The organism is Serratia sp. FDAARGOS_506 (assembly GCF_003812745.1).
GTDB lineage: Bacteria > Pseudomonadota > Gammaproteobacteria > Enterobacterales > Enterobacteriaceae > Serratia.
In genome coordinates this window covers 4,500,077-4,526,261 of the sequence record NZ_CP033831.1, presented here as the reverse complement: position 1 = coordinate 4,526,261, position 26,185 = coordinate 4,500,077, and the positions used below count along the sequence as shown (strand labels likewise).

The following is a 26,185-nucleotide window of genomic DNA, read 5'->3' as shown; positions in this document are numbered from 1 at the left end:
CTTGACATTAATGTTGTCGGTGCTAATAGTTAATTCATATTTTAAATAATAAACGAAGTTTAATATATGAAACACCTTGCGGGAAGTTATGACAATGGCGCCACGGTGGATAATGAAGCCGCTATTTTGACTTCATTTCAAACCCGCAGCGCGGCTATTTATAGTCAGGAAAAACATGAAAAGAATATTGCGTATGGCGAAAGCGAACGCGAAACGGTTGATTGGTTCTATTCTGCAAAGCAGCACCAGGGAACGTTAATTTTTATTCACGGCGGCTATTGGCAATTCTGCGATAAGGCGGATTTCGCCTTTATCGCCGCCGGGCCGTTGGCGCAGGGCTTTGATGTGGTGCTGGTGGAATATGCGCTGGCGCCGGCGGTTAATCTTGATGTTATTTGTCGCCAGGTGGGGGCGGCACTTGATGCTATTCAGCGCCGTCTGCCGCCGCACTATGCCCATCCGGTGCATCTGTGTGGCCATTCCGCCGGCGGGCATCTGGCGGCGTTTTGGCAGCAGCATGCGTTGGTGGATGCGGTCTTTCCCATCAGCGGTTTGTTCGAACTGGCGCCGCTGCAAGAGAGCTATGTCAACCGGGCGCTGCAGCTGACCGCGCGGCAGATTGAAACGCTCAGCCCGGCGCGCCGGCTGCCGGCGCGCAGTAAACCGCTCACGCTGTATTACGGCGCGGCTGAACTGCCGGAACTGATCGGGCAATCGCAATACTATCATGCGGCGCTGCGTCAACGCGGGTTACCGGTCGATTTGGTCGCGGTGCCCGGCGCTAATCATTTCACCATTCTGGATGCGTTGTTCGCCGCCGATGGCGCGCTGCTCCGCCAACTTGACCACCACGGGAACCACTGACATGCGCGAGATCGTAGAGACCGGGCTGCCGGATATCGGCCAGCCTTTTTCCTGGGCCACCCGGGGCGGCGGCATGCTGTTTACCGCTCACGGCCCGGTGCGGGCGGACGGCAGCATTGAGACCGGCGCGCCGGAGCAACAGATTGCGTTAACCTTCGATAACCTGGCGCAGACGCTGAAGGCGGCGGGCAGCCACAGCGATAAGGTGCTGCAGGTGATCGTTTATCTCACCGACGTCAACGACGTTAAATTGCTCGATGATATTTACCGGAAATACTTTAATTATCCTTATCCCAACCGCTCCACGGTTATTGTCGAGAAATTAGTGGTTCCGGGAATGAAAATAGAAATTACCGTCAGCGCTATCGCTTGATTTAATTTCTCATTAAGTCCGTCTTCATATTAATTCAATAACGAATTAAGGATGCGTCATGTTTAAACAGATTGCACCTTCTGCAGCCGATCCTATTATGTCGCTGATGGAAGCTTATTTGCAGGATCCCAATCCGAAAAAAGTGAATTTAGGCATTGGGCTCTATTATGACCGGCACGGGAATATTCCACTCATGCAGGCGGTTGAAGCCGCCGAGCAGCGGTTGCTGGCGCTGCGTCGCCCGCACGGCTATCCGCCGATCGAAGGTTCGCTGCAGTTCGCTCGCTTGGTGCAGGCGCTGCTGTTCGGCGAGCAGCAGGCTGACGAGATCGCCACGGTTCAGACCGTCGGCGGCTCCGGAGCGCTGAAGCTGGCTGCAGATTTTTTGCACCACTTTCTGGCGCGCGGTGACATTTGGGTTTCCGATCCCACCTGGGCCAATCATTGGGCGATTTTCGAAGGCGCCGGGCTGCGGGTGAACACCTATCCTTATTTTGACGAAGCGGCGGGCGGCCTGCGTTTCGCCGCCATGCTCGACGTGCTGGACAGCCTGCCGTCCGGCAGCGTAGTCCTGTTGCATCCTTGCTGTCATAACCCGACCGGCACCGATCTGACGGCGGAGCAGTGGCGCGCCACGCTCGCCGTGCTGCAGCGGCGTAAGCTGCTGCCGCTGTTCGATATCGCCTATCAGGGCTTTGGCGACGGGCTGGAGGAGGATTGCTTTGCGTTGCGCGAAGCGCTGAAAACCGATCTGCCGTTTTTGGTCTGCAACTCGTTTTCCAAAAATGTGGCGCTGTACGGCCAGCGGCTGGGCGCGCTGTCGGTGCGCTGCGCCGATGCGGAAAACGCCGCCAACGTCAAAGGCGCGTTAAAGACGCTTATCCGCCGCAGCTACTCCTGCCCGCCGACGCACGGCAGCCAAATTGTGGAAACCCTGCTCGGCGACGCCGAACTCGGTGAGCTTTGGCGCAATGAGCTGGCGGAAATGCGCGTGCGCATCAAGCAGATGCGTGAACAGCTGGCCGCAGGCCTGGCACAGGGCGGTTCTTCGCTGGATCACCGGCGCATACGCGATCAGCGCGGCATGTTCAGCTATACCGGTCTGAACGAGGCGCAGCTGCAGACCCTGCGGCAACGCTACGCCATCTATCTGGTTTCGCCCGGCCGCATGTGCCTGCCAGGGCTTAACCCCGGCAATATCGATTACGTGACCGCCGCCATTCTCGACGTCACCCGTACCGCCTAACTTCGCTCGGGAACACAGCCATGCCACAGATGAATGATTTTGAGCATATCGCTCGCCGTCAGGGCGGGTTGAACAAGCATCTTACCGCCGGGCAGATGTCGATGCTGGCGATCGGCGGCGCCATCGGCACCGGGCTGTTTCTCGGCAGCGCCTACGCCATTCAGATGGCGGGGCCGTCGGTATTGCTGAGCTACCTGATCGGCGGCGTCATTGCGCTGTTGTTGATGGGCAGCCTGGCTGAAATGACCTCCGAACACCCGACGCCCGGTTCGTTCGGCGACTATGCTGAATTCTACCTCGGCCCGCTGTTCGGTTTTCTGGTGCGCTATTCCTATTGGTCTTGCGTGGTGCTGGCGGTGGGCACCGAAGTCACCGCCATCGGCATGTACATGCAGTTCTGGTTCCCTGCGACGCCGACCTGGCCGTGGGTGCTGCTGTTCTCGGCGGCGGTGATCGTCGTCAACGTGATCGGCGTGAAGTCGTTCGGCCAGGTGGAATATGCGCTGTCCACCGTCAAAGTGACGGCGATCGTGGCGTTCATTCTGATCGGCATCGGCATTCTGGCGTTCTCGGGCAACCCGGCCTACGGCCTGCGCAACCTGACCGCCGGCGGCTTTATGCCGTTTGGCGTCAAGGGCATGTGGTTCGCGGTGATCGTTTCCATCTTCAGTTACCTGAGCATAGAAATGATCGCGGTGGCCGCCGGCGAGGCAAAGAATCCGGTGATTGCGGTGAAGGCGGCGTTCAAGGGCACCATCGTGCGGCTGTTTATCTTCTACATGCTGTCGATCGCCCTGATGCTGGCCATCGTGCCCTGGCGCCAATCCGGCACCGGCGAAAGCCCGTTCCTGATGGCGATGAACGTGATCCATCTGCCCGCCGCCGCCGGTATTTTCAACTTTATCGTGTTGGTGGCGGCGCTGTCGGCGATGAACAGCCAGCTGTATATCACCACCCGCATGATGTTCTCGCTGTCGCGTGCCGGACAGGCGCCGGCGGCGTTGGGCCGCGTCAGCCGGCGCGGTATTCCGGTCAATGCCCTGGCGATGTCGTGCATCGGTATCGTGGTGTCTATCGTGCTGAGCCTGGTGGCGCCGGAAACGTCGTTTGCCGCCATGATGTCCATTTCGGTATATGGTGCCTGCTTTACCTGGCTGATGATTTTCGTCACTCACCTGTTTTTCCGCCGCCGACATCGGCAGACCCACCTGAAATTCCGCATGTGGGGGTTCCCCTATACCACCTTGCTGGGCGCCGGGCTGATGGCGGCGCTGATGATCTCGACCGCTTTTACCGAATTCTTCCGCATGACGCTGTGGTTCGGTATTCCATTCACCTTGCTGCTGGTGGTGGCCTACCGCTTCCAGAGCCGCCGCACGCCTGCGCCGTCGCCACTCAAGGCGCCGGAGGTGGAGTAATGCGGGGGAGGGGCTGAGGCGAGGCGTGCCTCAGCCCCGGGGATTAAAGCTGGCTTTTTGGGATCAGGTGGTCACCGAAGCTCAGACGTTGGCGGCCCGGTTCGATTTCGGTTAGCGGCGCCACTTCGTGCAGCGAGGATTTGCAGCGCTGTACCAGATCTTGATACTCGCGGGTGCCGGCGATCTTCCAGGTGAGTTCCTGTTCGGTCAGATCGCGCAGCACGCGCGCCGGGCTGCCGACCACCAGTTTGTTGGCTTCGATCACCGCCGCGGCTTTGACGAACGCCATCGCGCCGACGATGGTGTTCTCGCCGATCTCCGCGCCGTCCATTACCACCGCATTCATGCCTACCATCGCGTTGCGGCGAATGCGGCAGCCGTGCAGGATGGCACCATGCCCGATATGGCCGTCTTCTTCCACCACCGTGTCCTGCTGCGGGAAGCCGTGCATCACGCAGTTGTCCTGAATGTTGGCGCCGTCGCAAATCACCAGGCGGCCAAAATCGCCGCGCAGGCTGGCATTCGGGCCGATGTATACGTGCTTGCCGACGATCACGTCACCGATCAGCACCGCCGTCGGGTGCACGTAACTGCTGGGGTCAACGACCGGCGTCAGGCCGTCAATCTGATACACAGGCATAGCGTGAGTTCCTTAATATGTAGGGTCGCGTGGCAGGCCGCCGAAGCGCCGATAGTAGCCGGCGGCCGGCGCGGGCAGGGCGCCGATGGTGGTTTCCGCCAGCGCGCTGACGTACTCCGTCGCGGCGCGATCGACCTGCTGATAGAGATTGATGCACAGATTGCGGGCGATCTGGCCCTCCCACTGCGCGGGCAGCAGCGCGTCCGGCAGCATCGGATCTTTCAACACCACGCGACGGAAGAAGTGAATCAATAATAGCTTAATCTGAAAACAGCGCAGCGGCGTCAGCGCTGCCGGATCGACTTCGCGCAGCAGCGCCATCAGCGGCCGAAAGGAGACGATAAACTCGTGATAGCCGGCCGCCACCTCGCTGAGTGACCAGCAATCGGCCACCAATTTCTGCAGGGTTTGCTCGGAGCGGTTATAGGGATAATCGGCGCGGAAGTAAATCACCTGCTCACTGGCGTTCAGCTCGCCAAGCAGCGCCGTCACGTCGGTCTGCGCATGGGTGGGGGCGGCCATCAGGTTGTTGCCGATCTGCCCGAACCCGAGCCAGCCCAACTCTTTTTTCAGTCGCGCGCGCTCGTTTTTTTCGGCACTTTCCAGCAGCAGCAACTCCCACTTGCCGTCCCAGGCAGGCTGCTCGCGCAGATAGATTTTCGATTCGGCATGGCGGAACTGGCGCATCCCTTGCTCGGTCACGCGGTAGAAGCTGCGGCGGCCTATTTTCTCCACCGCCAGCCAACCCTCTTTCTGCAGGCGGAACACCGAGGTGCGCACGAAGCGATCGCCGAAGCCGAAGGCCTCCAGCAGCGCGCTCAGGCTGCCGAGCCACACTTCGCCGCCGCGATGGCTGAGCGCGTCGCCGTACAGCGAAATGATCAGCGAGGTGCCGCTGATCGGCTGCGCGTCGACGGCATGGCGAATGAACTCATCCAGTTTATGTTCCATATTTTTCCATGGGTTAGCCTTCGATGAGCCATAACATTACGCCTAATTTGGGGCGGCGTCATCCGTGACGCCGTGCGCCTCAGCGCGGCCGCAGATCGATCACGCGCTGCGCTTTGCCTTCCGAGCGCGGAATATCGCCGCAGTTGGCGATGCTGACGTCGGTGCTGACACCCACGATCGATTTGATGTGGTGGCGCAGCTGGTGGCAGATGTCGCAACGTTGTTGATGGCTGAGGCTGAGCGCCGACTCCTTGAGCTCGACGCGCACCGCCAGCGTGTCCAGGTGGCCGCTGCGGCTGACCTGCAGCTGATAGTGCGGCGACAGCTGCTCGAACTGCATAATTTGCTCTTCCACCTGCGACGGGAAGACGTTGACGCCGCGGATGATCAGCATGTCGTCGGAGCGTCCGGTGATCTTGCCCATGCGGCGCATTTGGCGCGCATCGCCCGGCAGCAGCCGAGTGAGATCGCGGGTGCGGTAGCGGATCACCGGCAGCGCCTCTTTGGTCAGGGTGGTGAACACCAGTTCGCCGTGTTCGCCGTCCGGCAGCGCAATGCCGGTTTCCGGGCAGATGATCTCCGGCAGGAAGTGGTCTTCCCAAATGGTAGGGCCGCCGCCGCTTTCCAGACACTCCATCGCCACGCCCGGCCCCATCACTTCCGACAGGCCGTAAATATCCAGTGCTTTGATGCCCATGCGGGTTTCGATTTCGTGGCGCAGGGCTTCAGTCCAGGGTTCGGCGCCGAACACGCCGAGCCGCAGCGAGCAGCCACGCGCGTCGCCGCCCATTTTGCGCTCCAGCTCGTCGATCAGCGTCAGGCAATAGGACGGCGTCACCATGATGATGTCGGGTTTGAAATCGAGGATCAGCTGCGCCTGGCGTTCCGTCTGGCCGCCGGACATCGGGATCACCGTTGCGCCAAGCCGCTCTGCGCCGTAGTGCGCGCCCAGGCCGCCGGTGAACAAGCCGTAGCCGTAGGCGACGTGCACCTTGTCTTTGGCGGTGGCGCCGCCGGCGCGCAGGCAGCGGGCGACGATATCGGCCCAGTTATCGATGTCGCGCTGGGTGTAGCCCACCACCGTCGGGCGGCCGGTGGTGCCCGAGGAGGCGTGGATGCGCACCACCTGCTCCATCGGCACCGCGAAGGTGTCGAACGGGTAGTTGTCGCGCAAGTCCTGCTTGGTGGTGTAGGGGAAACGCGCCAGATCGCTCAGCTGTTTGAGATCGTCGGGGTGCACACCGGCCTGGTCGAACTTGCGTTTGTACATCGGCACATTGTCGTAGGCGTGGTGCAGCGTCCACTTCAGACGCGCCAGCTGCAACGCTTCAATCTCATCGCGCGAGGCGAATTCGATCGTTTCGAGGGGCTGTGGATTTATTGTCATGGTTAGCCTCAGGGGTCAGACACGCTCAATGATCATGGCGATGCCTTGGCCGACGCCGATGCACATGGTGCAAAGCGCGTAGCGGCCGGCTCGCCGTTCCAGTTCAAACAGGGCGGCCAGCGCCAGGCGCGCGCCGCTCATGCCCAGCGGATGCCCCAGGGCGATCGCGCCGCCGTTGGGGTTGACCTGCGGGGCATCGTCCGGCAGGCCAAGCTGGCGCATCACCGCCAACGCCTGGGCGGCGAACGCTTCGTTCAGTTCGATGACGTCCATCTGCGCCAGGCTCAGCCCGGCGATTTCCAGCACCTTGCGGGTGGCCGGCAGCGGGCCGATGCCCATCAGCCGTGGCTCCACGCCGCAGGTGGCGGTGGCAACGATGCGCGCGCGCGGCGTCAGTCCCTGGCGTGCCGCCATCGCTTCGGAGGCGACTATCAGGGCTGCTGCACCGTCGTTCAGGCCCGAGGCGTTGCCGGCGGTGACGCTGCCGGGCTGACGGAACGGGGTTTTCAGCGCCTGCAGCTGATCAAAGGTGGTGTCGGGGCGCGGGTGTTCATCCTGGCTGAACAGGGTGACCGCGCCTTTTTTGCCGGTGAGGCTGACGGGGGCAATTTCCTGCGCCAGGTGGCCCAGCGCCTGCGCCCGTGCGGCGCGCTGCTGGCTGCGCAGCGCAAAGGCGTCCTGATCGGCGCGGCTGATGTTGAATTGCGCCGCGACGTTTTCGGCGGTCTCCGGCATTGAATCGGTGCCGAACTCGGCCTGCATCCGCGGATTGACAAAGCGCCAGCCGAGGGTGGTGTCGTACAGCTGTGCCTGGCGGCTAAAGGCGCTGTCGGCTTTACCCATCACCAGCGGTGCGCGGGTCATCGATTCCGCGCCGCCCGCCAGCAGCAGCCCGGCATCGCCGGCTTTGATGCTGCGCGCCGCCATCGCCAGTGCATCCAGGCCCGAACCGCACAGGCGGTTCACCGTGGTGCCGGAAACGCCGACCGGCACTCCGGCCAGCAGCAGCGCCATGCGTGCCAGGTTGCGGTTGTCTTCCCCGGCCTGGTTGGCACAGCCGAGGATCACGTCGTCCAGCTGCGCCCAATCTACCTGCGGATGGCGTTCCAACAACACGCGCAGCGGCAGGGCGGCGAGGTCGTCGGCGCGCACCTGGGCCAGTGCGCCGCCATAGCGGCCAATCGGGGTGCGCACGCCGTCGCAGATAAATGCCTGATTCATGCCTGATCTCCTAAAATGCTGTGGCCGAGGCGGTGCGCACGGCCGCGGAACCAGGCGACGGTTTTGCCCCGTTGGTTAACGATTTCGACGTCATACAGCCCGGTGGCTTTACCCTGATGGCGTACCGCCGCACTGGCGGTGAGGCGATCGCCGGCCAGCGCCGGGCGGACGAAGTCGATGCTGCAGCCGGAGGCCACCGCCGCCAGCCCCTGGCTGTTGCAGGCGTAGGCGAAGGCGGTGTCCGCCAGGCTGAACAGCTGGCCACCGTGGCAGGTCTGGTGGCCGTTGAGCATCTGCGGGCCGACGGTCATGCTGACCTGAGCGTACCCGGCGTCGACGGCATCGATGTGCATGCCCATCGCCTGAGCGCAGGTATCTTGCTGGAACATCTGTTCGGCGCAGCGCTGAGCCAGCGCGCGCGGCGTATTGGCATTCATCGTTCGGCTCCTGGGAAAGAGGCGGGGGAAGCATAGCGGCGCAGCAGCGGCATCGGGCGATAGCGCGCTTCGCCGTAATAGCGTTGCAGGTTTTCCAGCGTCGTCAGAATGTGGCGCCAGCCGAGCGAGGCACCCCAGGCCAGCGGGCCGCGCGGATAGTTGACGCCGTGCAGCATCGCCAGATCGGTATCTTCGGCGCCGGCGACGCCTTTGTTCACCACGTCGAGCGCTTCGTTGGCCAGCATGGCCAGGGTGCGCATCGTCAGCAGGCCGGGGTAATCCGGCAACGGAATGACCTGCTTGCCGAGGGACTGCAGCAGGCGAATCGCTTTGGCATTGTGTTGCGCACCGTTTTGCGCCGCGCAGCTGATGGCGATGGCGGAGGCGTGCGCATAGTCGGCACAGAGATCGAACAGCACGACGGGCGTTCCACGTTCGTCGGCCAGTTGGCCGGCGGTTTTACCATTGGTTAACATCAGTGTAACGTCGTCGATCGTGACGTGCGGGCTGGTCTGGCCGGGTTGTTTGATCGCCCCCGCATTTTCGATCAACAGCTGCGCCAAATCGGCCAGCGAAGACCAGTCGCCGTGCAGCGTAACGCGTTGCGGCAGGGCGCCCTGCGCCGGTGGCGCAAAAGCGATCTCGGCGGTGGATCGCGGTGCGTCGTAGCGGTAGAAACCGCGGCCGGACTTGCGGCCGAGATGCCCGGCGGCCACCAGCTCCTGCTGCACCAGTGAGGGGGTGAAGCGTGGATCCTGATAGAAGGCCTGATACACCGATTCGGTCACGGCGTAATTGACGTCCTGGCCGATCAGATCGGTCAATTGCAGCGGGCCCATGGCGAAACCGCCGGCGTCGCGCAATACCGCGTCCAGCGTGGCGGCATCGGCCACCCGTTCCTCCAGCGCGCGCAGGGTTTCGGCATAGAACGGCCGCGCCACGCGGTTGACGATGAAACCCGGCGTCGAGCGGCACACGACGCTCTGCTTGCCCCAGCGCTGCGCCAACGCCTGCAGCGCGGTGAGGGTCTCGGCACCGGTCTCCAGGCCGCTGACGATCTCTACCAGCTTCATCAGTGGAGCCGGGTTGAAGAAGTGCAGCCCGGCCATGCGTGCCGGGTGCTGCAGTGCCCCGGCGATGGCGGTGATCGACAGCGAAGAGGTATTGCTGGCGAACAGCGTCGTGGGCGAGCAGAGCGCCTCCAGATCGCGGAACAGGCCCTGTTTGATCGCCAGATTTTCCGCCACCGCTTCAATTACCAGTGTGCAGTCGGCCAACTGCTCGAGCGAGTCGGCGCGTTCGAGGCGCGCCAGCAGCGCTTCGGTGGTTGCGGCGTCGGCCTTGCCGCCGTCCACCCGTTGCCGCAGGCGGCGAGTGAGCTCGTCGATCGCGCGCTGGGCGGCTGCGGGCGCGATATCGAACAGCCGCACCGGGTGGCCGGCCGCGGCGGCCACCTGGGCGATACCGATGCCCATGGTGCCGGCGCCGATCACCGCTACCTGGCCGTTAAGAAGGGACGCGTTCATGGCTATTTCCCGCTGAAGTTTGGCGTGCGTTTGGCAAAGAACGCGCTGACGCCTTCGCGATAGTCGTCGCTGCGGCCGCCCAGGCGTTGCAGATCGCGCTCCAGATCGAGCTGCTGGTCGAGGCTGTTGGTGGCCGAACTGTAGATGGCTTTCTTGATCAGCCCCAGGCCATAGGTCGGCTGGGTGGCCAGATGGCGCGCCAGCGTTTGCGTGCGGTCGGCCAATTCATCCGCCGGCACCACCTGCCAGATCATGCCCCACTCCAGCGCCTGTTGAGCGCTGATTTTGTCACCCAGCAAGGCCATGCCCATCGCGCGGGCGTGGCCTGCCAGCCGCGGCAGGAACCAGCTGCCGCCAGAGTCAGGCACCAGCCCCAGACGGCAGAACGACTGAATGAAGCTGGCGTTGTCGGCGGCGATGACGATATCGCACGCCAGGGCCAGCGCGGCGCCGGCGCCGGCCGCCACGCCATTGACCGCACAGACCACCGGCTTCGGCAGGGCGGTCAGACGACGGATCAGGGGGTTATAGAAACGTTCGACCGACAGGCCGAGATCCGGCGCCTGTTGATCGGCACTGACGTTGCGATCGTTGAGATCCTGCCCGGCGCAGAAACCGCGCCCGGCGCCGGCGATCAGCAGGCAGCGCACGCTGTCGTCGCGCTCGGCTTGCGTCAGCGCTTCGCTCAGTTGGCGATGCATCTCGTCGTTAAAGCTGTTGAGCCGGTCCGGCCGGTTGAGGGTCAGCGTCAACACGCCGGCGTCGAGATGGCTGAGAATCAATGCGTTGTCCATAAATCAGCGCCCCTGATAGTTTGGCGTACGTTTTTCGAAAAAGGCGGCGATGCCTTCGCGGCGATCGTCGGTGGCGGCCAGGGTGACGAACTGCTGACGCTCCATCGCCAGCCCCTGGCTAAGGCCGACTTCCTCGGCCTGTTTCAGCGCCTGTTTGGCGGCGCGCAGCGCCAGCGGCGCCTGACGGCTGATGCGATCGGCAATCTGTTGCGTGCGTTCCAGCGTCAGGGCATCGATGCACACTTCGCTGATAAGGCCGGCCTGCAGCGCGGTGCGGGCGTCGATGGCTTCGCCGGTCAGCACCATCTGGCTGGCGCGTGACTTGCCGACGCAGCGGATCAGGCGCTGGGTGCCTCCGGCTCCCGGCATCAGGCCGAGGGTGATCTCCGGCAGGCCGAAGCGGGCGCTTTCGCCGCCGATGACGATGTCGCAGGCCAGCGCCAGCTCGCAGCCTGCGCCCAGCGCATAACCGTTCACCGCCGCCAGCAGCGGCTTGCTGAACTGCGCCAGACGCTGCCACAGCTGCGGGCGATGATCCGCCAGCGCGGCCGGCAGATCCTGCTGTTGCAGTTCGCGCAGATCGGCGCCGGCGGCGAAGAAACGCGATGCGCCGGCGATCACCACGGCGCCCACGCCGCTGTCTGCGTCGGCCTGCTCCAGGCGGGTAACCAGCTGTTCCAGGCACGGCGTGCTCAGGGCGTTACGCGCCTCCGGGCGATGCAGCGTTAGCGTGACCACGCGGTGCTGCTGCTGATGCAAAATAAAAGGGGTGTCCATCACGGCTCCTAGACGTCGAAGTCCAATACCACGCCGTCGCCTTTCGGCCACGACTGGCAGCTCAATACGTAGCCCGCCGCCAGCTGATCCGGCTCCAGGCTGTAGTTGACGCCCATCTCCACCTGGCCGGCCTTCAGGCGGCATTTGCAGGTGGCGCATACGCCGCCTTTGCAGGCGTAGGGCAGGTCGGCGCCCTGACGCAGCGCGGCGTCGAGAATACTGTCGTCCTGTTCGCCGACCTCGATATCCAACCGGCGGCCGTCGAGCAGGATCGCCACCCGAGTGGCGTTGCGATCGCTGCTGCTTCGCGGGCGGGCGGCCAGGCCGCTGGTGTTGAAGCGCTCACTGTGGATGTGATTGGCCGGTACGCCGGCCTGTTCCAGCACGGTTTGTGCATCGTCCATCATCGATTCGGGCCCGCAGATAAAGGCGTGGTCATAGTCGCGAAAATCCAGCAGAGCACCGCCGATCGCCGTCAGGCGTTCACGGTCGATGCGGCCGCTGAGCAGCGGGCTGTCGAGGCTCTCCTGGCTGAACAGGTACAGCTGCTGAAAACGCTGCGGGTAGCGGTTTTTCAGATCCGACAGCGCCTCTTTAAACATCATCGAACGGCTGTTGCGGTTGCCGTAGATCAGGGTGAAGCTGCTGCCCGGTTCGAGCTGCAGCGTCGCCTTGATGATGGACAGCATCGGCGTGATGCCGGAACCGGCGGCGATCGCCAGGTAGTTGCCGTGGCACTCCGCCTGCGGCTGATAACCGAAGCGCCCCTGCGGCACCATTACCTCCAGTGCGTCGCCGACCTTTAGCATGCGGTTGACGAAGCCGGAGAAGCGCCCCTGATCGATCGCCTTCACGCCGATCTGCAGCAGGCCTTCCTGCGGTGAACTGCAGATGGAATAGCAACGCCGCAACTCTTCGCCGTTGACCAAGGCTTTGAGTGTCAGGTGCTGGCCGGGGGTATAGCGGTATTGGTGTTGCAGCTCTTCGGGCACCCGCAGGGTGATGGCTACGGAGTCCGGCGTTTCGCGCTCGATGGCGGCGACGTTCAGGCGATGGAAGACCGTCATGGTGTCAGCGCTCCTATATGCATTTGAAATAATCGAACGGTTCCCGGCAGTCGCAGCAGCGGTACAGCGCTTTACAGGCGGTGGAGCCGAACTCGCTGATCTTTTCGCTGTGGGTGCTGCCGCAGCGCGGGCAGGCTACCGGGCCGTGGGCGTGCGGCCGATCGCAGGTGTGGCCCTGCGGTGGCGCTACGCCGTATTGCCGCAGCCGCTCGCGGGCGTCGGCGTTCATCCAGTCGGTGGTCCAGGCCGGGCTGAGGCGAATGTCCACCTGCACCGGGCTGAAGCCGGCGGCCGCCAGCCGCTGCTCGATGGCGTTGAGCAGAAATTCGGTGGCGGGGCAGCCGGAATAGGTTGGGGTGAAGGTCACGCGCCAGCCGGCGCCGTCGCGTACTACGTCGCGCACCATGCCCAAATCGGTGATCGACAGCACCGGCAGCTCGGGATCGCTGATCTGTTGCAGGCAGTGCCAAATTTGCGGAATTTCGGCGGGTTGCAAACGAGTGACGTTCATCTCAGCCTCCTACCATTGACCATTTGGATAGGCGCGTTGCAGGAACTGCATCTCCGCCAGCAATGGGCCGAGGTGTTCGCTGTGCCGGCCTTGCTTGCCGCCGTGCCGGAACGCCTGCTCGGCAGGCAGTGCCAGCGTCGCCTGGCGCAGTGTCTCTTCCACCTGCGCTTGCCAAGGGGCCTGCAGTTCGCGCGGATCGACGGCGATGCCTTGTTCCGTCAGTTCCAGCTCCAGCGCGTCGGCGTGGAACAGTTCGGCGGTGAAGCGCCACAGGTTATCCAGCGATTGCTGGATCTTGCGGTGGCTGACGTCGTTGCCGTCGCCCAGGCGGACCATCCAGCCGTGGCTGAAGCGCAGGTGATAATCGGCTTCCTTCAACGACTTGGCGGCGATGGCGGCGATCTGCGCATCGCGGCTGCGGCTCAGCGCCTGGTGCAGCTGTACGTGGTAGGCATCGAGCAGGAACTGGCGCACCAGCGTGTCGTTGAAACCGCCGTTCGGCTGCTCTGCCAGCAGCAGGTTATGAAACTGGCGTTCGTCGCGGCCAAAGGCCAGGCTGTCTTCACTGCAGGGCGGGCCGGCCAGTTCGGCGGCGTACCCCAGAAAGTTGCGCGCCTGGCCGAGCAGATCGAGCCCGATGTTGGCCAGCGCCAGATCGATTTCCAGCTCGGGCGCGTGGCCGCACCAGGCGCACAGGCGCTGGGCGAGGACCAAAGGCGTGTCGCCCTGGCGGAGCAAATAGCTGATGCGCGGATCGTTAACCGTCATGGTCGCCTCTACATGTTCTTGATGCCGTCGGGAATGGTGTAAAACGTCGGATGACGGTAGATCTTGTCTTCGGACGGATCGAAGAACGCGCCGCGATCTTCCGGTTGCGAGGCGATCAGATGGCGCGACTGCACCACCCAGATCGAGCATCCTTCGTTGCGGCGCGTGTAGGCATCGCGGGCATTTTCCAGCGCCATTTGGTCGTCGGCGGCGTGCAGGCTGCCAACGTGGCGATGCGCCAACCCTTGTTTGCTGCGGATAAACACTTCATACAGCGGCCATTCAACGTGGCTCATGATCTCGGTTCCTTATGTTGGCTATGCGGCGGAGGCGGCGTTTTTCGCGGCGTGGGCCATGGCGCCGTCGCGCACCCAGGCGCCGTCTTCCCAGGCGCGGCGTTTGGCCTGCAGGCGCTCGTGGTTACATTGGCCGCGCCCTTTGATCACTTCATGCAGCTCGCCCCAGTCGATTTCGCCGAAGCGATAGTGGCCCGCGGCGGCGTCCCAGTGCAGATCCGGATCCGGCGCCGTCATGCCCAACGCCTCAAGCTGCGGTACGGTGTTGTCGACGAACTTCTGCCGCAGCTCATCGTTGCTGTGGCGTTTGATCTTCCACGCCATGCTCTGGGCGCTGTGGGGGGAATCGGCATCGCTCGGGCCGAACATCATCAGCACCGGCCACCAGAAGCGATCGATGGCGTCTTGCAGCATGGCGCGCTGCGCGTCGTTGCCGTTGGCCATCGCCATTACCGCCTCGTAGCCCTGGCGCTGATGGAAGCTTTCCTCTTTGCAGATCTTCACCATCGCCCGCGCATAGGGGCCGTAGGACGCGCGGCACAGCGCCACCTGATTGACGATGGCGGCGCCGTCGACCAGCCAGCCGATCACGCCGATATCCGCCCAGTTGAGCGTGGGGTAATTGAAGATAGAGGAGTACTTCATCTTGCCGTCGAGCATCTTTTGGTAGATATCCTGGCGCGAACAGCCGAGGGTTTCGGCGGCGCTGTAGAGGTACAAACCGTGGCCGGCTTCATCCTGCACTTTGGCCAGCAGCACCGCCTTGCGGCGCAGCGTGGGGGCGCGCGTTAGCCAGTTGGCTTCCGGCAGCATGCCGATGACTTCCGAGTGGGCGTGTTGGCCAATCTGCCGAATCAAGTTCTGACGGTAGGCGTCCGGCATCCAGTCTTTGGCCTCAATGGCGATATCCGCCGCGATCTTGTCGTCGAAATGCTGCTGATACTGTGCGTCAGTTGTCATGCTTGCCTCTTGGTGATTCGTATTTTTCACATTAAACATAAAAATGTGAATCACTTTAACTAACCATAAGGCTACAAACTGATAACAAAAAGATCAAACGTAATTCATGTGGTTTTGCGAGGTTACTCACAAGATGTTTTGTTAATTTATTGATTTTATTTTACAAATAAAGTGATTAACTCTTGGTGTATGGCCTATAAAACGGTCTGCAAACGCCTTTTGTTCTCTTTTTGTTAAAAATTGGTTTGGCGCTGACTGGCGTTTATGTGATACGTAATTAAGCTATAGGGTGAAAATTTATGAATTTTGGAGGACGCATGCAGCAGTTACACAGTTATCTTTCTGGCGCCTGGGTATACGGGCAGGGAGAAGGGCGCGAGATCCGCCATGCCGTGACCGGCGAAGCGCTGTACCAGGTCTGCTCCGACGGCTTGCCGTTGGCGGCGAGTCTGAGCTATGCGCGCAGCCATGGCGGCCCGGCGCTGGCGAACATGACGTTCCAGCAGCGTGCTCAGATGTTGAAAGCGGTGGCGAAACACCTGCTGGCGCACAAAGAGGCGCTGTATCAGATTTCCTACCAAACCGGCGCGACGCGCAGCGACGGTTGGGTCGATATCGAAGGCGGCATTGCCACGCTGTTCGCCTATGCCGGCATGGCCGGCCGCGATCTGCCGGATGATACGCTGTGGCCGGAAGACGAGCTGATCCCGCTGTCGAAACAGGCACAGTTCGCCGCTCGTCATGTACTGACCTCGCGTCCCGGCGTGGCGTTGCATATTAACGCTTTCAACTTCCCGTGCTGGGGCATGCTGGAAAAACTGGCGCCGACCTGGCTGGCGGGCATGCCGGCCATCATCAAGCCGGCCACTGCCACCGCACAGCTGACGCAGGCGATGGTTCGGCTGATCGTCGACAGCGGGCTGGTGCCGGAAGGGGCGCTGCAGCTGGTTTGCGGCGGCGTCGGCGACATGCTTGCCCACCTGGATTACCAGGATGCGGTGACCTTTACCGGCTCGGCGCAGACCGGGCAGCGGCTGCGGGCACACCCGCGCCTGTTGGAAAAATCGATCGCGTTCACCATGGAGGCGGACTCGCTCAACTGTTGCGTGTTGGCGGAAGACGTGACGCCGGAGATGCCGGAGTTTGCGCTGTTTATCAAAGAAGTGTGCCGTGAAATGACCGCCAAGGCGGGGCAGAAATGCACCGCGATCCGCCGCATCATCGTGCCGACGGCGCAGGTGGCGGCGGTGCGTCAGGCCTTGTTGCAGCGCCTGGCGGGGGTAACGGTGGGGGATCCACAGCTGGAGCAAGTGCGCATGGGGGCGTTGGTCAGCCACGAGCAGCGTGATGATGTGCAAAGCAAGGTGGAGTTCCTGCTGCGCAATGGCTGCGAGCCGTTGTGCGGTGCGGCGCTGGATAAGCTGGAGGTACTGGGCGACGGCGCACGTGGCGGGGCATTTTATCCCCCGACCCTGCTGTATTGCGCCGATCCGTTCACCCATCAGGCGGTGCACGGCATCGAGGCCTTCGGGCCGGTGGCGACGCTGATGCCGTATGCGGATACCGAGCAGGCGATCGCGTTGGCGTTGCTGGGGCAGGGCAGCCTGGCGGGCTCACTGGTAACCGCCGATCCGGCATTGGCCAAGCGCTTCATTCGCGCGGCGGCCTGCGCCCACGGCCGCATGTTGATTTTGGATGAACAGGCGGCGGCGGAATCCACCGGCCACGGTTCGCCGTTGCCGATGCTGGTGCACGGCGGCCCGGGGCGCGCCGGCGGCGGTGAAGAGTTGGGCGGGCTGCGCGCGGTGAAGCACTATATGCAGCGCACGGCGATCCAGGGCAGCCCAGCGATGCTGGCGGCCATTGGCGGCGAATGGGTACGCGGCGCGCCGGTCGCCGAGCATCCGGTGCATCCGTTCCGGAAATACTTTGAGCAGTTGCAGCTGGGGGACAGCCTGTTGACCGCGCGGCGCACCGTGACCGAAGCGGACATCGTCAACTTCGCCTGCCTGAGCGGCGACCATTTTTACGCGCACATGGACAAGATCGGCGCCGCCGATTCGCTGTTCGGCGAGCGGGTGGCGCACGGTTACTTTGTGGTGTCCGCAGCGGCCGGGCTATTTGTCGACGCCGCCGTCGGGCCGGTGATCGCCAACTACGGCATGGAAAATCTGCGCTTTATTGAACCGGTGAAAATCGGCGACACCATTCAGGTGCGGTTGACCTGCAAAAAGAAAATCCGCAAGCCGCAGAAAACCGCCGAAGATCGCCCGCACGGCGTGGTGGTGTGGGATGTACAGGTGTTGAATCAGCAGCAGCAGCCGGTGGCGCTGTACAGCATTCTGACGCTGGTGGCGCGCCAACAGGGGGATTTCGAGGCGTAATGGCGCGTTTGCCGCCGCCGGCAATCCCGGCGGCGGCAGGCCATTCAGATCAACGGCTGACCGCGCAGCTGTTCCAGCACTTTCAGCGGTGAACGCTGTGGATCCTGCATTTTATTGACCGGCAACAGGAAGGTTTGTTCCAGCATAAACTGGCCGCCCATCGCGGCATGGGGCGTTTGATCCGAGAAGCAAATCCAGCTGCTGCCCGGCGGGAACGCCAGCGCCAGCTGTGGGCCTCGCTGCTGATAATCGCCGTCGGCCTTCATGGCGTCATGCAACTGCAGCATAAGGTGGTCATAATGGCTGCGGCGGCTTTTGGTGATGCGCACTTGATGCTGCAGCCAGCTGCTTAACGCCGAATAGCGAGCCAGACGCGGCATAAAACGTTCCGCCAGCTCAGGAAAAGGTTCACCGACGCGCCATTGGCGATTTTCACCGTGCGGATTGATATTGGTGAAAATACGCAGAATGCGTTCGCCGTAGTTCGGGCGCGACGGGAAAGCGTCGACGTGCAACCGGCTGTCGTCTTTGCGCCAGGAGCTGGCCGCCCGCCAGGCGGAAACCGGATGCAAACGCAGGCTGCCGGTTGGGTGATGCAGCGCTTCCTGATACTCGGGCAACAGCCCGGCGATCAGCTGGCGGCAGGATTGGTAATAGCGCTCCAGCAGTTGCTGAACTTGCTGCTGACGCTCCGCGACGGCGACGCCGGTCAGCTTGCCGGACAATGGCTGATAGCTGATGTTTTTGCGCTTCGGATCGACCAACGCCGGATCCAGCAGCGGCATTTCCTGCTCAGACAGGTGGAAGGCCAGCTCAGGCAGAAACAGCACTTTGCCCTGCTCCAGTTCGCTGACCGCGCTGGACGCTTCCTCTGCCGCCCATTGTTGCAACGGCAGCGTCAGAACGGCCTGTTCACGCGTAATATCGCCAGTAGGCATGAGATCTCCTCGCAAATCTATATCGCTTTGTTCCCGCCTTTCAGGTTGCCGCGTGGTTGGCTGCACTGGTTTGCGCAGTGGCTGGCTGGAGCGGCGCCAGAAGTTTTGCGCCGGTCGCCCAATTGCAACGTGAAATTTGCGGGTTCTATTATGGGTGTATCAGTAGGGCGCATTGCGCCGAAGCGTGCGATGGCTTCCTGATATATAGAATAGTCCTGTTAAGGGTATCACCGGCAGCGCCAATAAAAAGTAAACGGAAGTTAAACGAGGCCCGGCGGAGGCACGAATAATCAAAAAAGGCACGAATTGGCTGTCGAACGGTGATTTTTTTATCTTGTTGATTTTTAATTAAAATAAATATCCTGTTTATTTTTTGCCGCATTGTAGTGAGAAAACAGGATAAAACCGGTGAGGGAATATTTCTAATTGAAATTATTTTACTTTCACGAAGGGAGTTAATTGGACCGCCGGCTCGCGGCGGCCCGATTAATAATTAAGCGCCGTAAATGCAGTTTTTACCCTTTTTCTTGGCCTGGTACAGCGCGCTGTCCGCCTCATTGATAAAGCTGATTGGCGTATCGTTGTACATATGTGGCACTTTGGCGCAGATGCCGATGCTGATCGTGACGATGCCGTGTGGGTTGCCCTGATGTGGAATCTTCAGATCGCGAACCGCGTTGATGACGCGCTCGGCGAAAATCAGCGCGCCTTGCACGTCGGTATCCGGCAGGATAATTCCCATCTCTTCGCCGCCGTAGCGCGCCAGAATGTCGTTGCTACGGCAAGCCAATCCTTTCAGCGTTTGACCGATCTGCTGCAGGCACTGATCGCCGGCGACGTGGCCATAGCTGTCGTTGTACTGTTTGAAGTAGTCGATATCCAGCATCAATAGCGCCACGCTGCGGTAGTTGCGCGAGGCGCGCGCCAGCTCATTTTTCAGCGCGATATCAAATTGGCGGCGGTTGGCCAGACCGGTCAGGCCGTCCAACAGCGCCAATTCTTCGAGCATCTGGTTGATGCTGGTCAGCTGATCGCGAGTGCGCATCAGCTCGGCTTCGGTTTGCATGCTGTGTTTGATTTGCCGCAGCAGCACCATACCCATCGCCAGCAGGATCGCCAGCAGAGAGAGGCCGCCGGCGGCGAACAGGCCGGCGTCGGTGCGCCAGTCCGCTAAGGCGTCGCGTTTTGACAGCCCGGCGGCGATCACCAGCGGAAAACGATTGACCCGCGAATAGCCGTAGATGCGCTCCACTTTGTCGTACAACGAAGTGATGGTGGCGTTGCCGAACTCCGAATGCGGCAAAATCTCACTGAACAGCACGCCCTTGGCGATGTTTTTACCGATCGAGGCCGCCGAGTAAGGACGGCGGTAAAGGATGGTGCCGTCCGCCAGCAGCAGGTTCAACGAGGCGTCGGTGTTGAGGGCGAAACTGTCGTAAAACTGGCGGAAATAATCGACGTAAAGCGTCGCAAGCACCACGCCGCCAAAGCTGCCGTCCGGGTTGTTGAAACGCCGCGAAACGGGGATGATCAGATCGCCGGTGGTGCGGCTGCGGATCACCTTGCCGATGTACAGACCGCCGCCGTCGCGGTTTTGATGGTATTTGAAGTAATCGCGATCGGCGTTGTTGGCGTTCTTGATGAACTTGCCCGAGGAGGTCGCCATCCAGCGGCCGCGGGCATCATAGATAAATAGCCCATGCAGCTGCGGCAGGTTGCCGACCTGCGTCTGCATCACCCGCTGCAGTCGCGTTAGCTGCGATGAGCCCAGCCCATCGGTCTGGATGCGTTCGGTCAGATCGAGCAGATTGCCGTCTACCTGCATGAAGGTATCGTCGGCGTGCTGCGCCAGCGATCGGGCGAGGTTGGCGGATTCATGTTCGGCGCTGCGCAGATCGCGTTGGTGCCCGCTCCAGATTTGCCAGCTGTTGAAAAGGATCAGCGTGGCGGCAACGATGATGACAAACACGCCGGCCTGAAATAATAATGGAGAGCTTTTAACGCTGCGCGGTGGCACGGCATCCTGTATGGGTTGCTGCTGAGTCATGTCACCCTTGTGGTTTGATTACTATTCAATTTGAGTTAAGAGCAATCCTATATTTTATGCATAAATGCGCCAGACCTCTAGCCCTTAACGAGGCGATACGGAGAAAGGCATGCCGCAACCTGCATCCGCAGCGGTGTGAATACTACGGAGTAAAAGAGTCAATGTCGGATTACATCATTATCGCTTTACTGACGCTGGCGGCGTATTACCCCCTCACGCTGGGGGCGCTGGCGGTGATGATGTACATCGCCTGGCGGCGGCGCCGGTCGCCTTACTGGCGGTTGGGATTGGCGTTGTTGACGCTGCTGTTCGTGCTGTTCGCCAAGGCGGCGTATGACTGGCACCGCTATAGCTAGCGGCGCCATGACGGATTATTCGACATTGATCATCCAGTTGACGCCGAATTTATCGGTCAGCATGCCGAAACCTTTGGCCCAAAAGGTGGCTTGGTAAGGCATCGTCACCTGGCCGCCCTGCGCCAGATTATCGAACAGCTTGCGCCCTTGCTCCGCATCGCTGGGGTTCAGAGACAGCGAGAAGCCTTTATGGGAAGCGCCGCCGCTGTCATCCTGCGGACAGCCGTCGGAGGCCATCAGCACGCCGTCGCCGATCAGCAGGCGTGCATGCATGATCGCCTCCGGGTTGACATCTTGTGGCCCACCTTGGCGGGCTTCTTCTGGCATGTCTTTGTAGCGCATGACCATTTCAATTTTGGCATTCAATTGCTGCACGTAGAAGTTAATCGCTTGCTCACAGTTACCGCTGAAAAACAGATAGGGTTGTACCAGCATGACATTGACCTCGGTTGTGGCCCGACAGGCAACGACCGGCCCTCGGGCAGGAAGAAATGGTTGCTGGCGGCAATGATTGCCGTCGGTGACTTATTAGTGTAGTTCCCTTGGCGAGGAATGCTTGTGCGAGGCGAGTGCGCCTTCGCCAGCGGTGTAACGGGCGAAGGCGCGAGGGCGTTAATACAGCGAAGGTTCACCGGGTGGGCGGGTTTTAAAGCGGCGGTGCAACCACATGTACTGATCGGGCGCCAACAGCACCTGCTCTTCCACCACGCGGTTCATCAAGGCCGCTGCACGCGTTTCATCATCCAGCGGGAAGTCCTTCAGCGGTGGCTGAACGATCAGCTCGTAGCCCTGCGCATTCGGCAGGCGGCGCGGCACGAAAGGCACGATCGACGGCCGCCCCATGCGCGCCAGGATGAAAGTACCGGTCGTCGTGGCGGCGTTTTCCACGGCAAAGAACGGCGCGAACACGCTGCTTTGCGGGCCGTAATCGTGATCCGGCGCGTACCACAGGATTTCACCCTGTTTCAGGTTGCGGATCATGCCTTTGATATCCTTACGATCGAGCATGAATTTATTCGAGCGCAACCGGCCGCGGGTCTGTACCCACTCCATCAGCTTGTTGTTGTGCGGGCGATGTACGCCGATGCCGGGGTTTTGCATGCCGAAAATGCGCGCGCCCAGTTCCAGCGTCAGGAAATGCAGACCGATCAGCAAAACGCCTTTCCCGTCCTGACGCGCCAATTGCATGTTTTCCATGCCGCTTACCTTGAACCAGCGGGCGATGCGCCAGTCGGGCCAGAACCAGGCCATGCCGACTTCAAACAAGCCCATGCCGACGGACTCAAAATTTTTGACGATCAACGCCTCGCGTTCGGCGGTGGGCATAGCGGGGAAGCAGAGCTCTAAATTGCGGCGTGCTATTTTTACCCGACGTTTCATCAGGCGCATGGCTATTCTGCCGAGGCCGTGTCCAAGCCGATATATGAACGGGTAGGGCAGTAACACCAAAAGATAGAGTATTCCCAGCCCTATCCACAGCGACCAATAACGAGGGCGCAAGAATTCGCGCTCAAAGCGTTGGTTAAAAAGCATTTTTTCTGTTATTCCTTTTCTTTCCCAATGGGACCTTAACCCAAATTGTTATAGGGCGAATGATAGAACATTTTGTGCTAAATAGGGTTTTCCATTAATGCTTTTTTTTACGCTTTATTTAATGACGGACGGAAAACGGAGCGAGATAGGATTTTTACCGAGGGAATGAAGGATATTTACCGCTATTTCAACCGGCTGGCATCATTGAAAAATACAGACACAATTAAGCGCGTCGCAAAAGTGACAAACGGTATGTAACCTTAGAAAAACAGTAACGCGGCGGAACCGTCCCAAACGGCGGCCAGCGTGTAGAGTAGCGCGAGAATCAGGACAAACGGTGCATTGAACATCGGCGTCTCCTCCGGGAGGTTTGTTTAAAGTTTAGTCTCTCGAGATGACAGCAGGATGAAATCAGAACGTTTTTTGTACGATAAAATTCAGACGGATGGAAATGGGTAAACCGCTGATTTTTTACTATAGTCATAGTGTGAAGTTGTACGTTTGCCGCCGTACCCCCTGCATTGAGCGGTAGCGGGCAGATTGCCCAGAGCATGATCGCGGAGCGGGCGGCGTCGGGCGTGAAACATGTGACGAAGTTCTCAGAGGGTTGGTCTGTAAGGATTTGACATGTCATATGAAAATGACGATCTAAACGGTGTTGAGCAACCGAGCGACTACGTGAAAGTCACCGCCTGCGAAGTGAGCAGCGGCGTAAAAGCAGCGCTCGAGCAATCATGTGCCTGCATCAAGGATAATCCTTGGGCGGGGATAGGCGCCGGCGCCGTCGTGGGCCTGGTAATAGGATTTCTGTTAGGCAAAAGGTAATAGGGAGAGTAAAAATGGGCATCATTTCCTGGATCATTTTTGGTTTAATCGCCGGTATCCTGGCCAAATGGATTATGCCGGGCAAAGACGGCGGCGGGTTTATTATGACCGTAGTACTGGGGGTCGTGGGCGCCGTGGTCGGCGGCTATATCAGCACCTTCTTCGGTATGGGTCGCGTTGACGGTTTTAACCTGGGCAGCTTTGTGGTGGCGGTAATCGGTGCCTTGGTGGTGCTTTTTGTCTACAGGAAGATCAAAGGCTAAGCAGCCGTTGCTCAACAGGGTCGCCGCGGCGGCCCTTTTTCGTGAAATCAATCCGCCTGTGCGGCGCGGGCCGCACCGGCTGAAAGGGGAATATCATGGGTCTGTTCGATAGCGTATTGGGTAACATTCTGGGCGGCGGCGCCAACGGTAAAGGCATCGATTATATCGCCATTATGCAGTGGGTTGAGCAACAAGGTGGCCTGCAGGCCATTTTGGACAAGTTCCGCCAGGGGCAGTTCGGCGATATCGTCGGTTCCTGGCTCGGCAATGGTGAAAACCAGCCAATTACCGGCGATCATGTACAGCAGGCGCTGGGTAGTGACGCGATCAATCAACTGGCTGAAAAACTGGGTGTTGATCCGGCCCAAGCCTCCAGCACCATTGCACAGTTCTTGCCAACGGTTGCGGATGCCGCCTCGCCAAATGGCGAAGTGCAGCAAGACAGCAATGAACTCGGCGATATGGTCGGCAAACTGTTCAAATAATGATTATGCTCCCGGCGTCTGGCCGGGGGCATTCACTCCGCTGATCCCCTCAATCGCCGTTAACGCCTGTTGCAGATGCGCCACCCAGGCGCGCACTTTCTCCGGAATAAAACGTAAAGCGGGATAGACCGCGTGCAGCGCCATGGGCGGATAGCGGTATTCCGGCAAGACGGGCACCAGCGCCCCTGTCGCCAGTTGCTCGCCGATCAAGGGCCGCTGAGCGCCGCCGACACCGAGCCCTGCCTCGATAGCCGTCAGCAGCGATAGCGTATTATTGGCGCGGAAGATGGGCTGTAGAGCCACTATCTCGGGGCCGTGCGGGCCGATCAGGGTGAGCGTATCGCCGTCGTTCAAACCGCTGTAACGAATGTGCGCATGCTTTGCCAACTCTGCCGGCGAGCGTGGCACGCCGTGCTTTGCCAGATAGGCCGGTGATGCCACCAGCAGGCGTTGCAGTTCACCCAGGCGTTTCGCCACCATGCCGGGCGCGTGCAGTTCGCCGAAGCGCAACGCCACGTCGATGCCTTCACCTATCACGTCGGCGCGGCGATCGTCCAGCAGCAGCTCGATGGTGAGATCCGGATGGCGCTGCTGGAATGCGATGGCCAGCGGCGTGACGTGGCGTTGCCCGAACCCGGTCGGTGCGTGAATGCGCAGGTTGCCCTGCAGCCGGTGGCGCTGGCCGTGCAATGCTTCTTCCGCTTCGTCGACTGCCGCCAGAATCGGTTTGAGGCGCAAGTAGTAATCATTGCCGGCATCGGTCAGGGTGACCGCCCGGGTGCTGCGAAACAGCAGTTGGGCCCCCAGTTGCTGCTCCAGGCCGGCGATTTGTTGACTGACCGCCGGCTGCGTCAAACGCAGATCGCGAGCGGCGGCCGACAAGCTGCCCAGCTCCGCCACCCGCATAAAGGTTTTCATTGCGTTCAGCTTATCCATATCGATCTTGCCTATAAATATTTCTTATGAGTGTTAGTGGAAAGTCTCTTCTACCGCAAGGGTCGCTAATCAATAACACTCAGAACCTCGACAACCCGAGGAGAGACAAGATGAATGCAAAGCGGCAGGCGTTAGTGATCGGCGCCAATGGCGTGATAGGGCGCCGTTTGATTGAGGAACTGACCGGTCAGGGCTGGCCCGTGGTGGGCGTCTCGCGCCGGGGTGGGCAACCGGCACCTGGGGTATGCGACCTAAAGGTAGATCTGCTGGATGCGGCGGCGACGCGCGACGCGCTGCGGCCGCTGAGCGCGGTTAGCCACGTTTTCTATGCCGCCTACCAGGATGCGCCGGATTGGGCGGGCCTGGTGGCGCCCAATCTGCAGATGTTGCAAAACGTCGTCGAGGGGTTGGAGCCGATCGCACCGGCGTTGGAGCATGTCAGCCTGATGCAGGGCTATAAGGTATATGGCGCTCATTTGGGGCCGTTTAAAACGCCGGCTCGTGAAAGCGACGCCGGGCATATGCCGCCGGAGTTTAACGTGGCGCAACAGCAGTATCTGGAGCGGCGTCAGGCCGGCAAACGTTGGCATTGGAGCGCCATTCGCCCGAGCGTGGTGGGGGGCTTCTCGCTCGGCAACCCGATGAATCTGGCGTTAAGCATCGCGGTCTACGCGTCGATCAGTAAAGCGCTCGGCCTGCCGCTGCGCTTCCCTGGTAAGCCGGGCGCTTATCACAGCCTGTTGGAAATGACCGACGCCGGGCTGTTGGCGCGCGCCACGCTGTGGGCGGCGATCGAACCGGCAGCGGCTAATCAGGCGTTTAATATCAACAATGGCGATCTTTTCCGTTGGAGCGACATGTGGCCGAAGATTGCCGCTTACTTCGGATTGGACTGCGCGCCGCCGCTGCCGATGCCGCTGGAGAGCATGATGGCGGATAAAGCGCCGCTGTGGCGAGAGCTGGTGCAACGGCACCAATTGACCGAACCGGACTATCGCGCGGTGAGCGGCTGGCGTTTCGCCGATTTCGTTTTTTCCTGGGACTATGACATGTTCGCGGACGGCAGCAAGGCGCGGCGATTCGGTTTCCATCAGTTTGTCGACACCGAAGCCATGTTTTTCTCGCTGTTCGATGAGTTCCGCCGCCGCGGGATTATTCCCTGAGCGCGCATCGGTTCCCCGC

At 61.0% G+C, this 26,185-nt stretch carries 28 protein-coding genes; 10 read left to right on the top strand and 18 right to left on the bottom strand.

What is annotated here, in order from left to right; translation table 11 throughout:
• Positions 1 to 66 precede the first annotated feature (66 nt).
• Genes EGY12_RS21905 through EGY12_RS21890 form a run of 4 tightly spaced genes read left to right on the top strand, consistent with a single transcriptional unit; the run spans position 67 to position 3,901 of the window.
• Positions 67 to 864 (top strand): alpha/beta hydrolase, encoded by a 798-nt coding sequence (locus EGY12_RS21905; RefSeq protein WP_123895354.1) that lies wholly within the window; start codon positions 67 to 69, stop codon positions 862 to 864.
• 1 nt (position 865) lies between these two features.
• Positions 866 to 1,237: a RidA family protein gene (locus tag EGY12_RS21900; RefSeq protein WP_060420560.1), complete on the top strand. Its 372-nt coding sequence runs from the start codon at positions 866 to 868 to the stop codon at positions 1,235 to 1,237.
• 58 nt (positions 1,238 to 1,295) lie between these two features.
• Entirely contained in the window at positions 1,296 to 2,483 is a 1,188-nt protein-coding gene (locus tag EGY12_RS21895; protein WP_123895353.1) for an amino acid aminotransferase, read from the top strand.
• Positions 2,484 to 2,503: 20 nt separating this feature from the next.
• The gene (locus EGY12_RS21890; protein WP_123895352.1) at positions 2,504 to 3,901 is read left to right on the top strand and encodes an amino acid permease; all 1,398 of its coding nucleotides are present in this window, start codon (positions 2,504 to 2,506) and stop codon (positions 3,899 to 3,901) included.
• 43 nt (positions 3,902 to 3,944) lie between these two features.
• Here EGY12_RS21890 and paaY read toward each other — a convergent pair whose 3' ends face one another.
• The 13 genes from paaY to paaA all read right to left on the bottom strand — a co-directional run bounded on the left by paaY (position 3,945) and on the right by paaA (position 15,236).
• Complete coding sequence (gene paaY / locus EGY12_RS21885) at positions 3,945 to 4,541, bottom strand: phenylacetic acid degradation protein PaaY (protein ID WP_123895351.1); 597 nt, start codon at positions 4,539 to 4,541, stop codon at positions 3,945 to 3,947.
• Positions 4,542 to 4,553: 12 nt separating this feature from the next.
• Entirely contained in the window at positions 4,554 to 5,492 is a 939-nt protein-coding gene (paaX, locus tag EGY12_RS21880; RefSeq protein ID WP_123895350.1) for a phenylacetic acid degradation operon negative regulatory protein PaaX, read from the bottom strand.
• Between the two features lie 79 nt (positions 5,493 to 5,571).
• Positions 5,572 to 6,879: a phenylacetate--CoA ligase PaaK gene (paaK, locus tag EGY12_RS21875; RefSeq protein WP_123895349.1), complete on the bottom strand. Its 1,308-nt coding sequence runs from the start codon at positions 6,877 to 6,879 to the stop codon at positions 5,572 to 5,574.
• 15 nt (positions 6,880 to 6,894) lie between these two features.
• A complete protein-coding gene (gene pcaF, locus EGY12_RS21870) occupies positions 6,895 to 8,100 on the bottom strand; it encodes a 3-oxoadipyl-CoA thiolase (protein WP_038872173.1) in 1,206 nt (401 codons plus the stop codon).
• Entirely contained in the window at positions 8,097 to 8,537 is a 441-nt protein-coding gene (gene paaI, locus EGY12_RS21865) for a hydroxyphenylacetyl-CoA thioesterase PaaI (RefSeq protein WP_033635105.1), read from the bottom strand. Before paaI ends, pcaF begins: the two co-directional genes overlap by 4 nt.
• The gene (locus tag EGY12_RS21860) at positions 8,534 to 10,063 is read right to left on the bottom strand and encodes a 3-hydroxyacyl-CoA dehydrogenase (protein ID WP_123895348.1); all 1,530 of its coding nucleotides are present in this window, start codon (positions 10,061 to 10,063) and stop codon (positions 8,534 to 8,536) included. The genes paaI and EGY12_RS21860 overlap by 4 nt, the downstream gene beginning before the upstream one ends.
• Positions 10,064 to 10,065: 2 nt before the next feature.
• Positions 10,066 to 10,857, bottom strand: a complete 792-nt coding sequence (gene paaG / locus EGY12_RS21855; RefSeq protein ID WP_123895347.1) for a 2-(1,2-epoxy-1,2-dihydrophenyl)acetyl-CoA isomerase PaaG — start codon at positions 10,855 to 10,857, stop codon at positions 10,066 to 10,068.
• Positions 10,858 to 10,860: 3 nt separating this feature from the next.
• The gene (gene paaF, locus EGY12_RS21850; protein WP_123895346.1) at positions 10,861 to 11,634 is read right to left on the bottom strand and encodes a 2,3-dehydroadipyl-CoA hydratase PaaF; all 774 of its coding nucleotides are present in this window, start codon (positions 11,632 to 11,634) and stop codon (positions 10,861 to 10,863) included.
• Positions 11,635 to 11,642: 8 nt separating this feature from the next.
• On the bottom strand, positions 11,643 to 12,701 hold the full coding sequence (gene paaE, locus EGY12_RS21845) for a 1,2-phenylacetyl-CoA epoxidase subunit PaaE (protein ID WP_123895345.1): 1,059 nt from the start codon (positions 12,699 to 12,701) through the stop codon (positions 11,643 to 11,645).
• Positions 12,702 to 12,714: 13 nt separating this feature from the next.
• Entirely contained in the window at positions 12,715 to 13,212 is a 498-nt protein-coding gene (paaD, locus tag EGY12_RS21840) for a 1,2-phenylacetyl-CoA epoxidase subunit PaaD (protein ID WP_123895344.1), read from the bottom strand.
• A 9-nt stretch (positions 13,213 to 13,221) separates the two neighbouring features.
• On the bottom strand, positions 13,222 to 13,980 hold the full coding sequence (gene paaC, locus EGY12_RS21835; RefSeq protein WP_123895343.1) for a 1,2-phenylacetyl-CoA epoxidase subunit PaaC: 759 nt from the start codon (positions 13,978 to 13,980) through the stop codon (positions 13,222 to 13,224).
• An 8-nt stretch (positions 13,981 to 13,988) separates the two neighbouring features.
• Positions 13,989 to 14,276 carry a 1,2-phenylacetyl-CoA epoxidase subunit PaaB gene (gene paaB, locus EGY12_RS21830; RefSeq protein ID WP_004935173.1) on the bottom strand — a complete coding sequence of 96 codons (288 nt, stop codon included), beginning with the start codon at positions 14,274 to 14,276 and terminating at the stop codon, positions 13,989 to 13,991.
• 21 nt (positions 14,277 to 14,297) lie between these two features.
• Positions 14,298 to 15,236: a 1,2-phenylacetyl-CoA epoxidase subunit PaaA gene (gene paaA / locus EGY12_RS21825; protein ID WP_253722888.1), complete on the bottom strand. Its 939-nt coding sequence runs from the start codon at positions 15,234 to 15,236 to the stop codon at positions 14,298 to 14,300.
• A gap of 317 nt (positions 15,237 to 15,553) precedes the next feature.
• Here paaA and paaZ point away from each other — a divergent pair, with 317 nt between their 5' ends.
• Positions 15,554 to 17,620, top strand: a complete 2,067-nt coding sequence (paaZ, locus tag EGY12_RS21820) for a phenylacetic acid degradation bifunctional protein PaaZ (protein WP_123895341.1) — start codon at positions 15,554 to 15,556, stop codon at positions 17,618 to 17,620.
• 44 nt (positions 17,621 to 17,664) lie between these two features.
• Here paaZ and EGY12_RS21815 read toward each other — a convergent pair whose 3' ends face one another.
• A complete protein-coding gene (locus EGY12_RS21815) occupies positions 17,665 to 18,558 on the bottom strand; it encodes a Kdo hydroxylase family protein (protein WP_123895340.1) in 894 nt (297 codons plus the stop codon).
• A gap of 493 nt (positions 18,559 to 19,051) precedes the next feature.
• On the bottom strand, positions 19,052 to 20,605 hold the full coding sequence (locus EGY12_RS21810) for a sensor domain-containing diguanylate cyclase (RefSeq protein ID WP_123895339.1): 1,554 nt from the start codon (positions 20,603 to 20,605) through the stop codon (positions 19,052 to 19,054).
• Between the two features lie 161 nt (positions 20,606 to 20,766).
• On the opposite strand from EGY12_RS21810, the gene EGY12_RS21805 reads away from it, so the two are divergent.
• Positions 20,767 to 20,961 (top strand): hypothetical protein, encoded by a 195-nt coding sequence (locus EGY12_RS21805; protein WP_123895338.1) that lies wholly within the window; start codon positions 20,767 to 20,769, stop codon positions 20,959 to 20,961.
• A gap of 15 nt (positions 20,962 to 20,976) precedes the next feature.
• Here the strand turns inward: EGY12_RS21805 and EGY12_RS21800 are convergent, their stop codons facing one another.
• Complete coding sequence (locus tag EGY12_RS21800) at positions 20,977 to 21,396, bottom strand: VOC family protein (protein ID WP_047730371.1); 420 nt, start codon at positions 21,394 to 21,396, stop codon at positions 20,977 to 20,979.
• 177 nt (positions 21,397 to 21,573) lie between these two features.
• Positions 21,574 to 22,494 carry a Kdo(2)-lipid IV(A) acyltransferase gene (locus tag EGY12_RS21795; protein WP_123895337.1) on the bottom strand — a complete coding sequence of 307 codons (921 nt, stop codon included), beginning with the start codon at positions 22,492 to 22,494 and terminating at the stop codon, positions 21,574 to 21,576.
• Between the two features lie 627 nt (positions 22,495 to 23,121).
• On the opposite strand from EGY12_RS21795, the gene EGY12_RS21790 reads away from it, so the two are divergent.
• From EGY12_RS21790 to EGY12_RS21780, 3 genes are all read left to right on the top strand, one after another.
• Positions 23,122 to 23,319 carry a YqjD family protein gene (locus tag EGY12_RS21790; RefSeq protein ID WP_123895336.1) on the top strand — a complete coding sequence of 66 codons (198 nt, stop codon included), beginning with the start codon at positions 23,122 to 23,124 and terminating at the stop codon, positions 23,317 to 23,319.
• 14 nt (positions 23,320 to 23,333) lie between these two features.
• Positions 23,334 to 23,582 (top strand): GlsB/YeaQ/YmgE family stress response membrane protein, encoded by a 249-nt coding sequence (locus EGY12_RS21785; protein ID WP_019453501.1) that lies wholly within the window; start codon positions 23,334 to 23,336, stop codon positions 23,580 to 23,582.
• A 95-nt stretch (positions 23,583 to 23,677) separates the two neighbouring features.
• Positions 23,678 to 24,067, top strand: coding sequence for a YidB family protein (locus tag EGY12_RS21780; RefSeq protein ID WP_019453502.1), 390 nt, complete (start codon positions 23,678 to 23,680; stop codon positions 24,065 to 24,067).
• Positions 24,068 to 24,070: 3 nt separating this feature from the next.
• On the opposite strand, the gene EGY12_RS21775 is transcribed toward EGY12_RS21780, so the two are convergent.
• Positions 24,071 to 25,003 carry a LysR family transcriptional regulator gene (locus EGY12_RS21775; protein ID WP_123895335.1) on the bottom strand — a complete coding sequence of 311 codons (933 nt, stop codon included), beginning with the start codon at positions 25,001 to 25,003 and terminating at the stop codon, positions 24,071 to 24,073.
• Between the two features lie 110 nt (positions 25,004 to 25,113).
• Here EGY12_RS21775 and EGY12_RS21770 point away from each other — a divergent pair, with 110 nt between their 5' ends.
• Positions 25,114 to 26,166, top strand: coding sequence for an SDR family oxidoreductase (locus EGY12_RS21770; protein WP_123895334.1), 1,053 nt, complete (start codon positions 25,114 to 25,116; stop codon positions 26,164 to 26,166).
• The last annotated feature ends 19 nt before the right edge of the window (positions 26,167 to 26,185 follow it).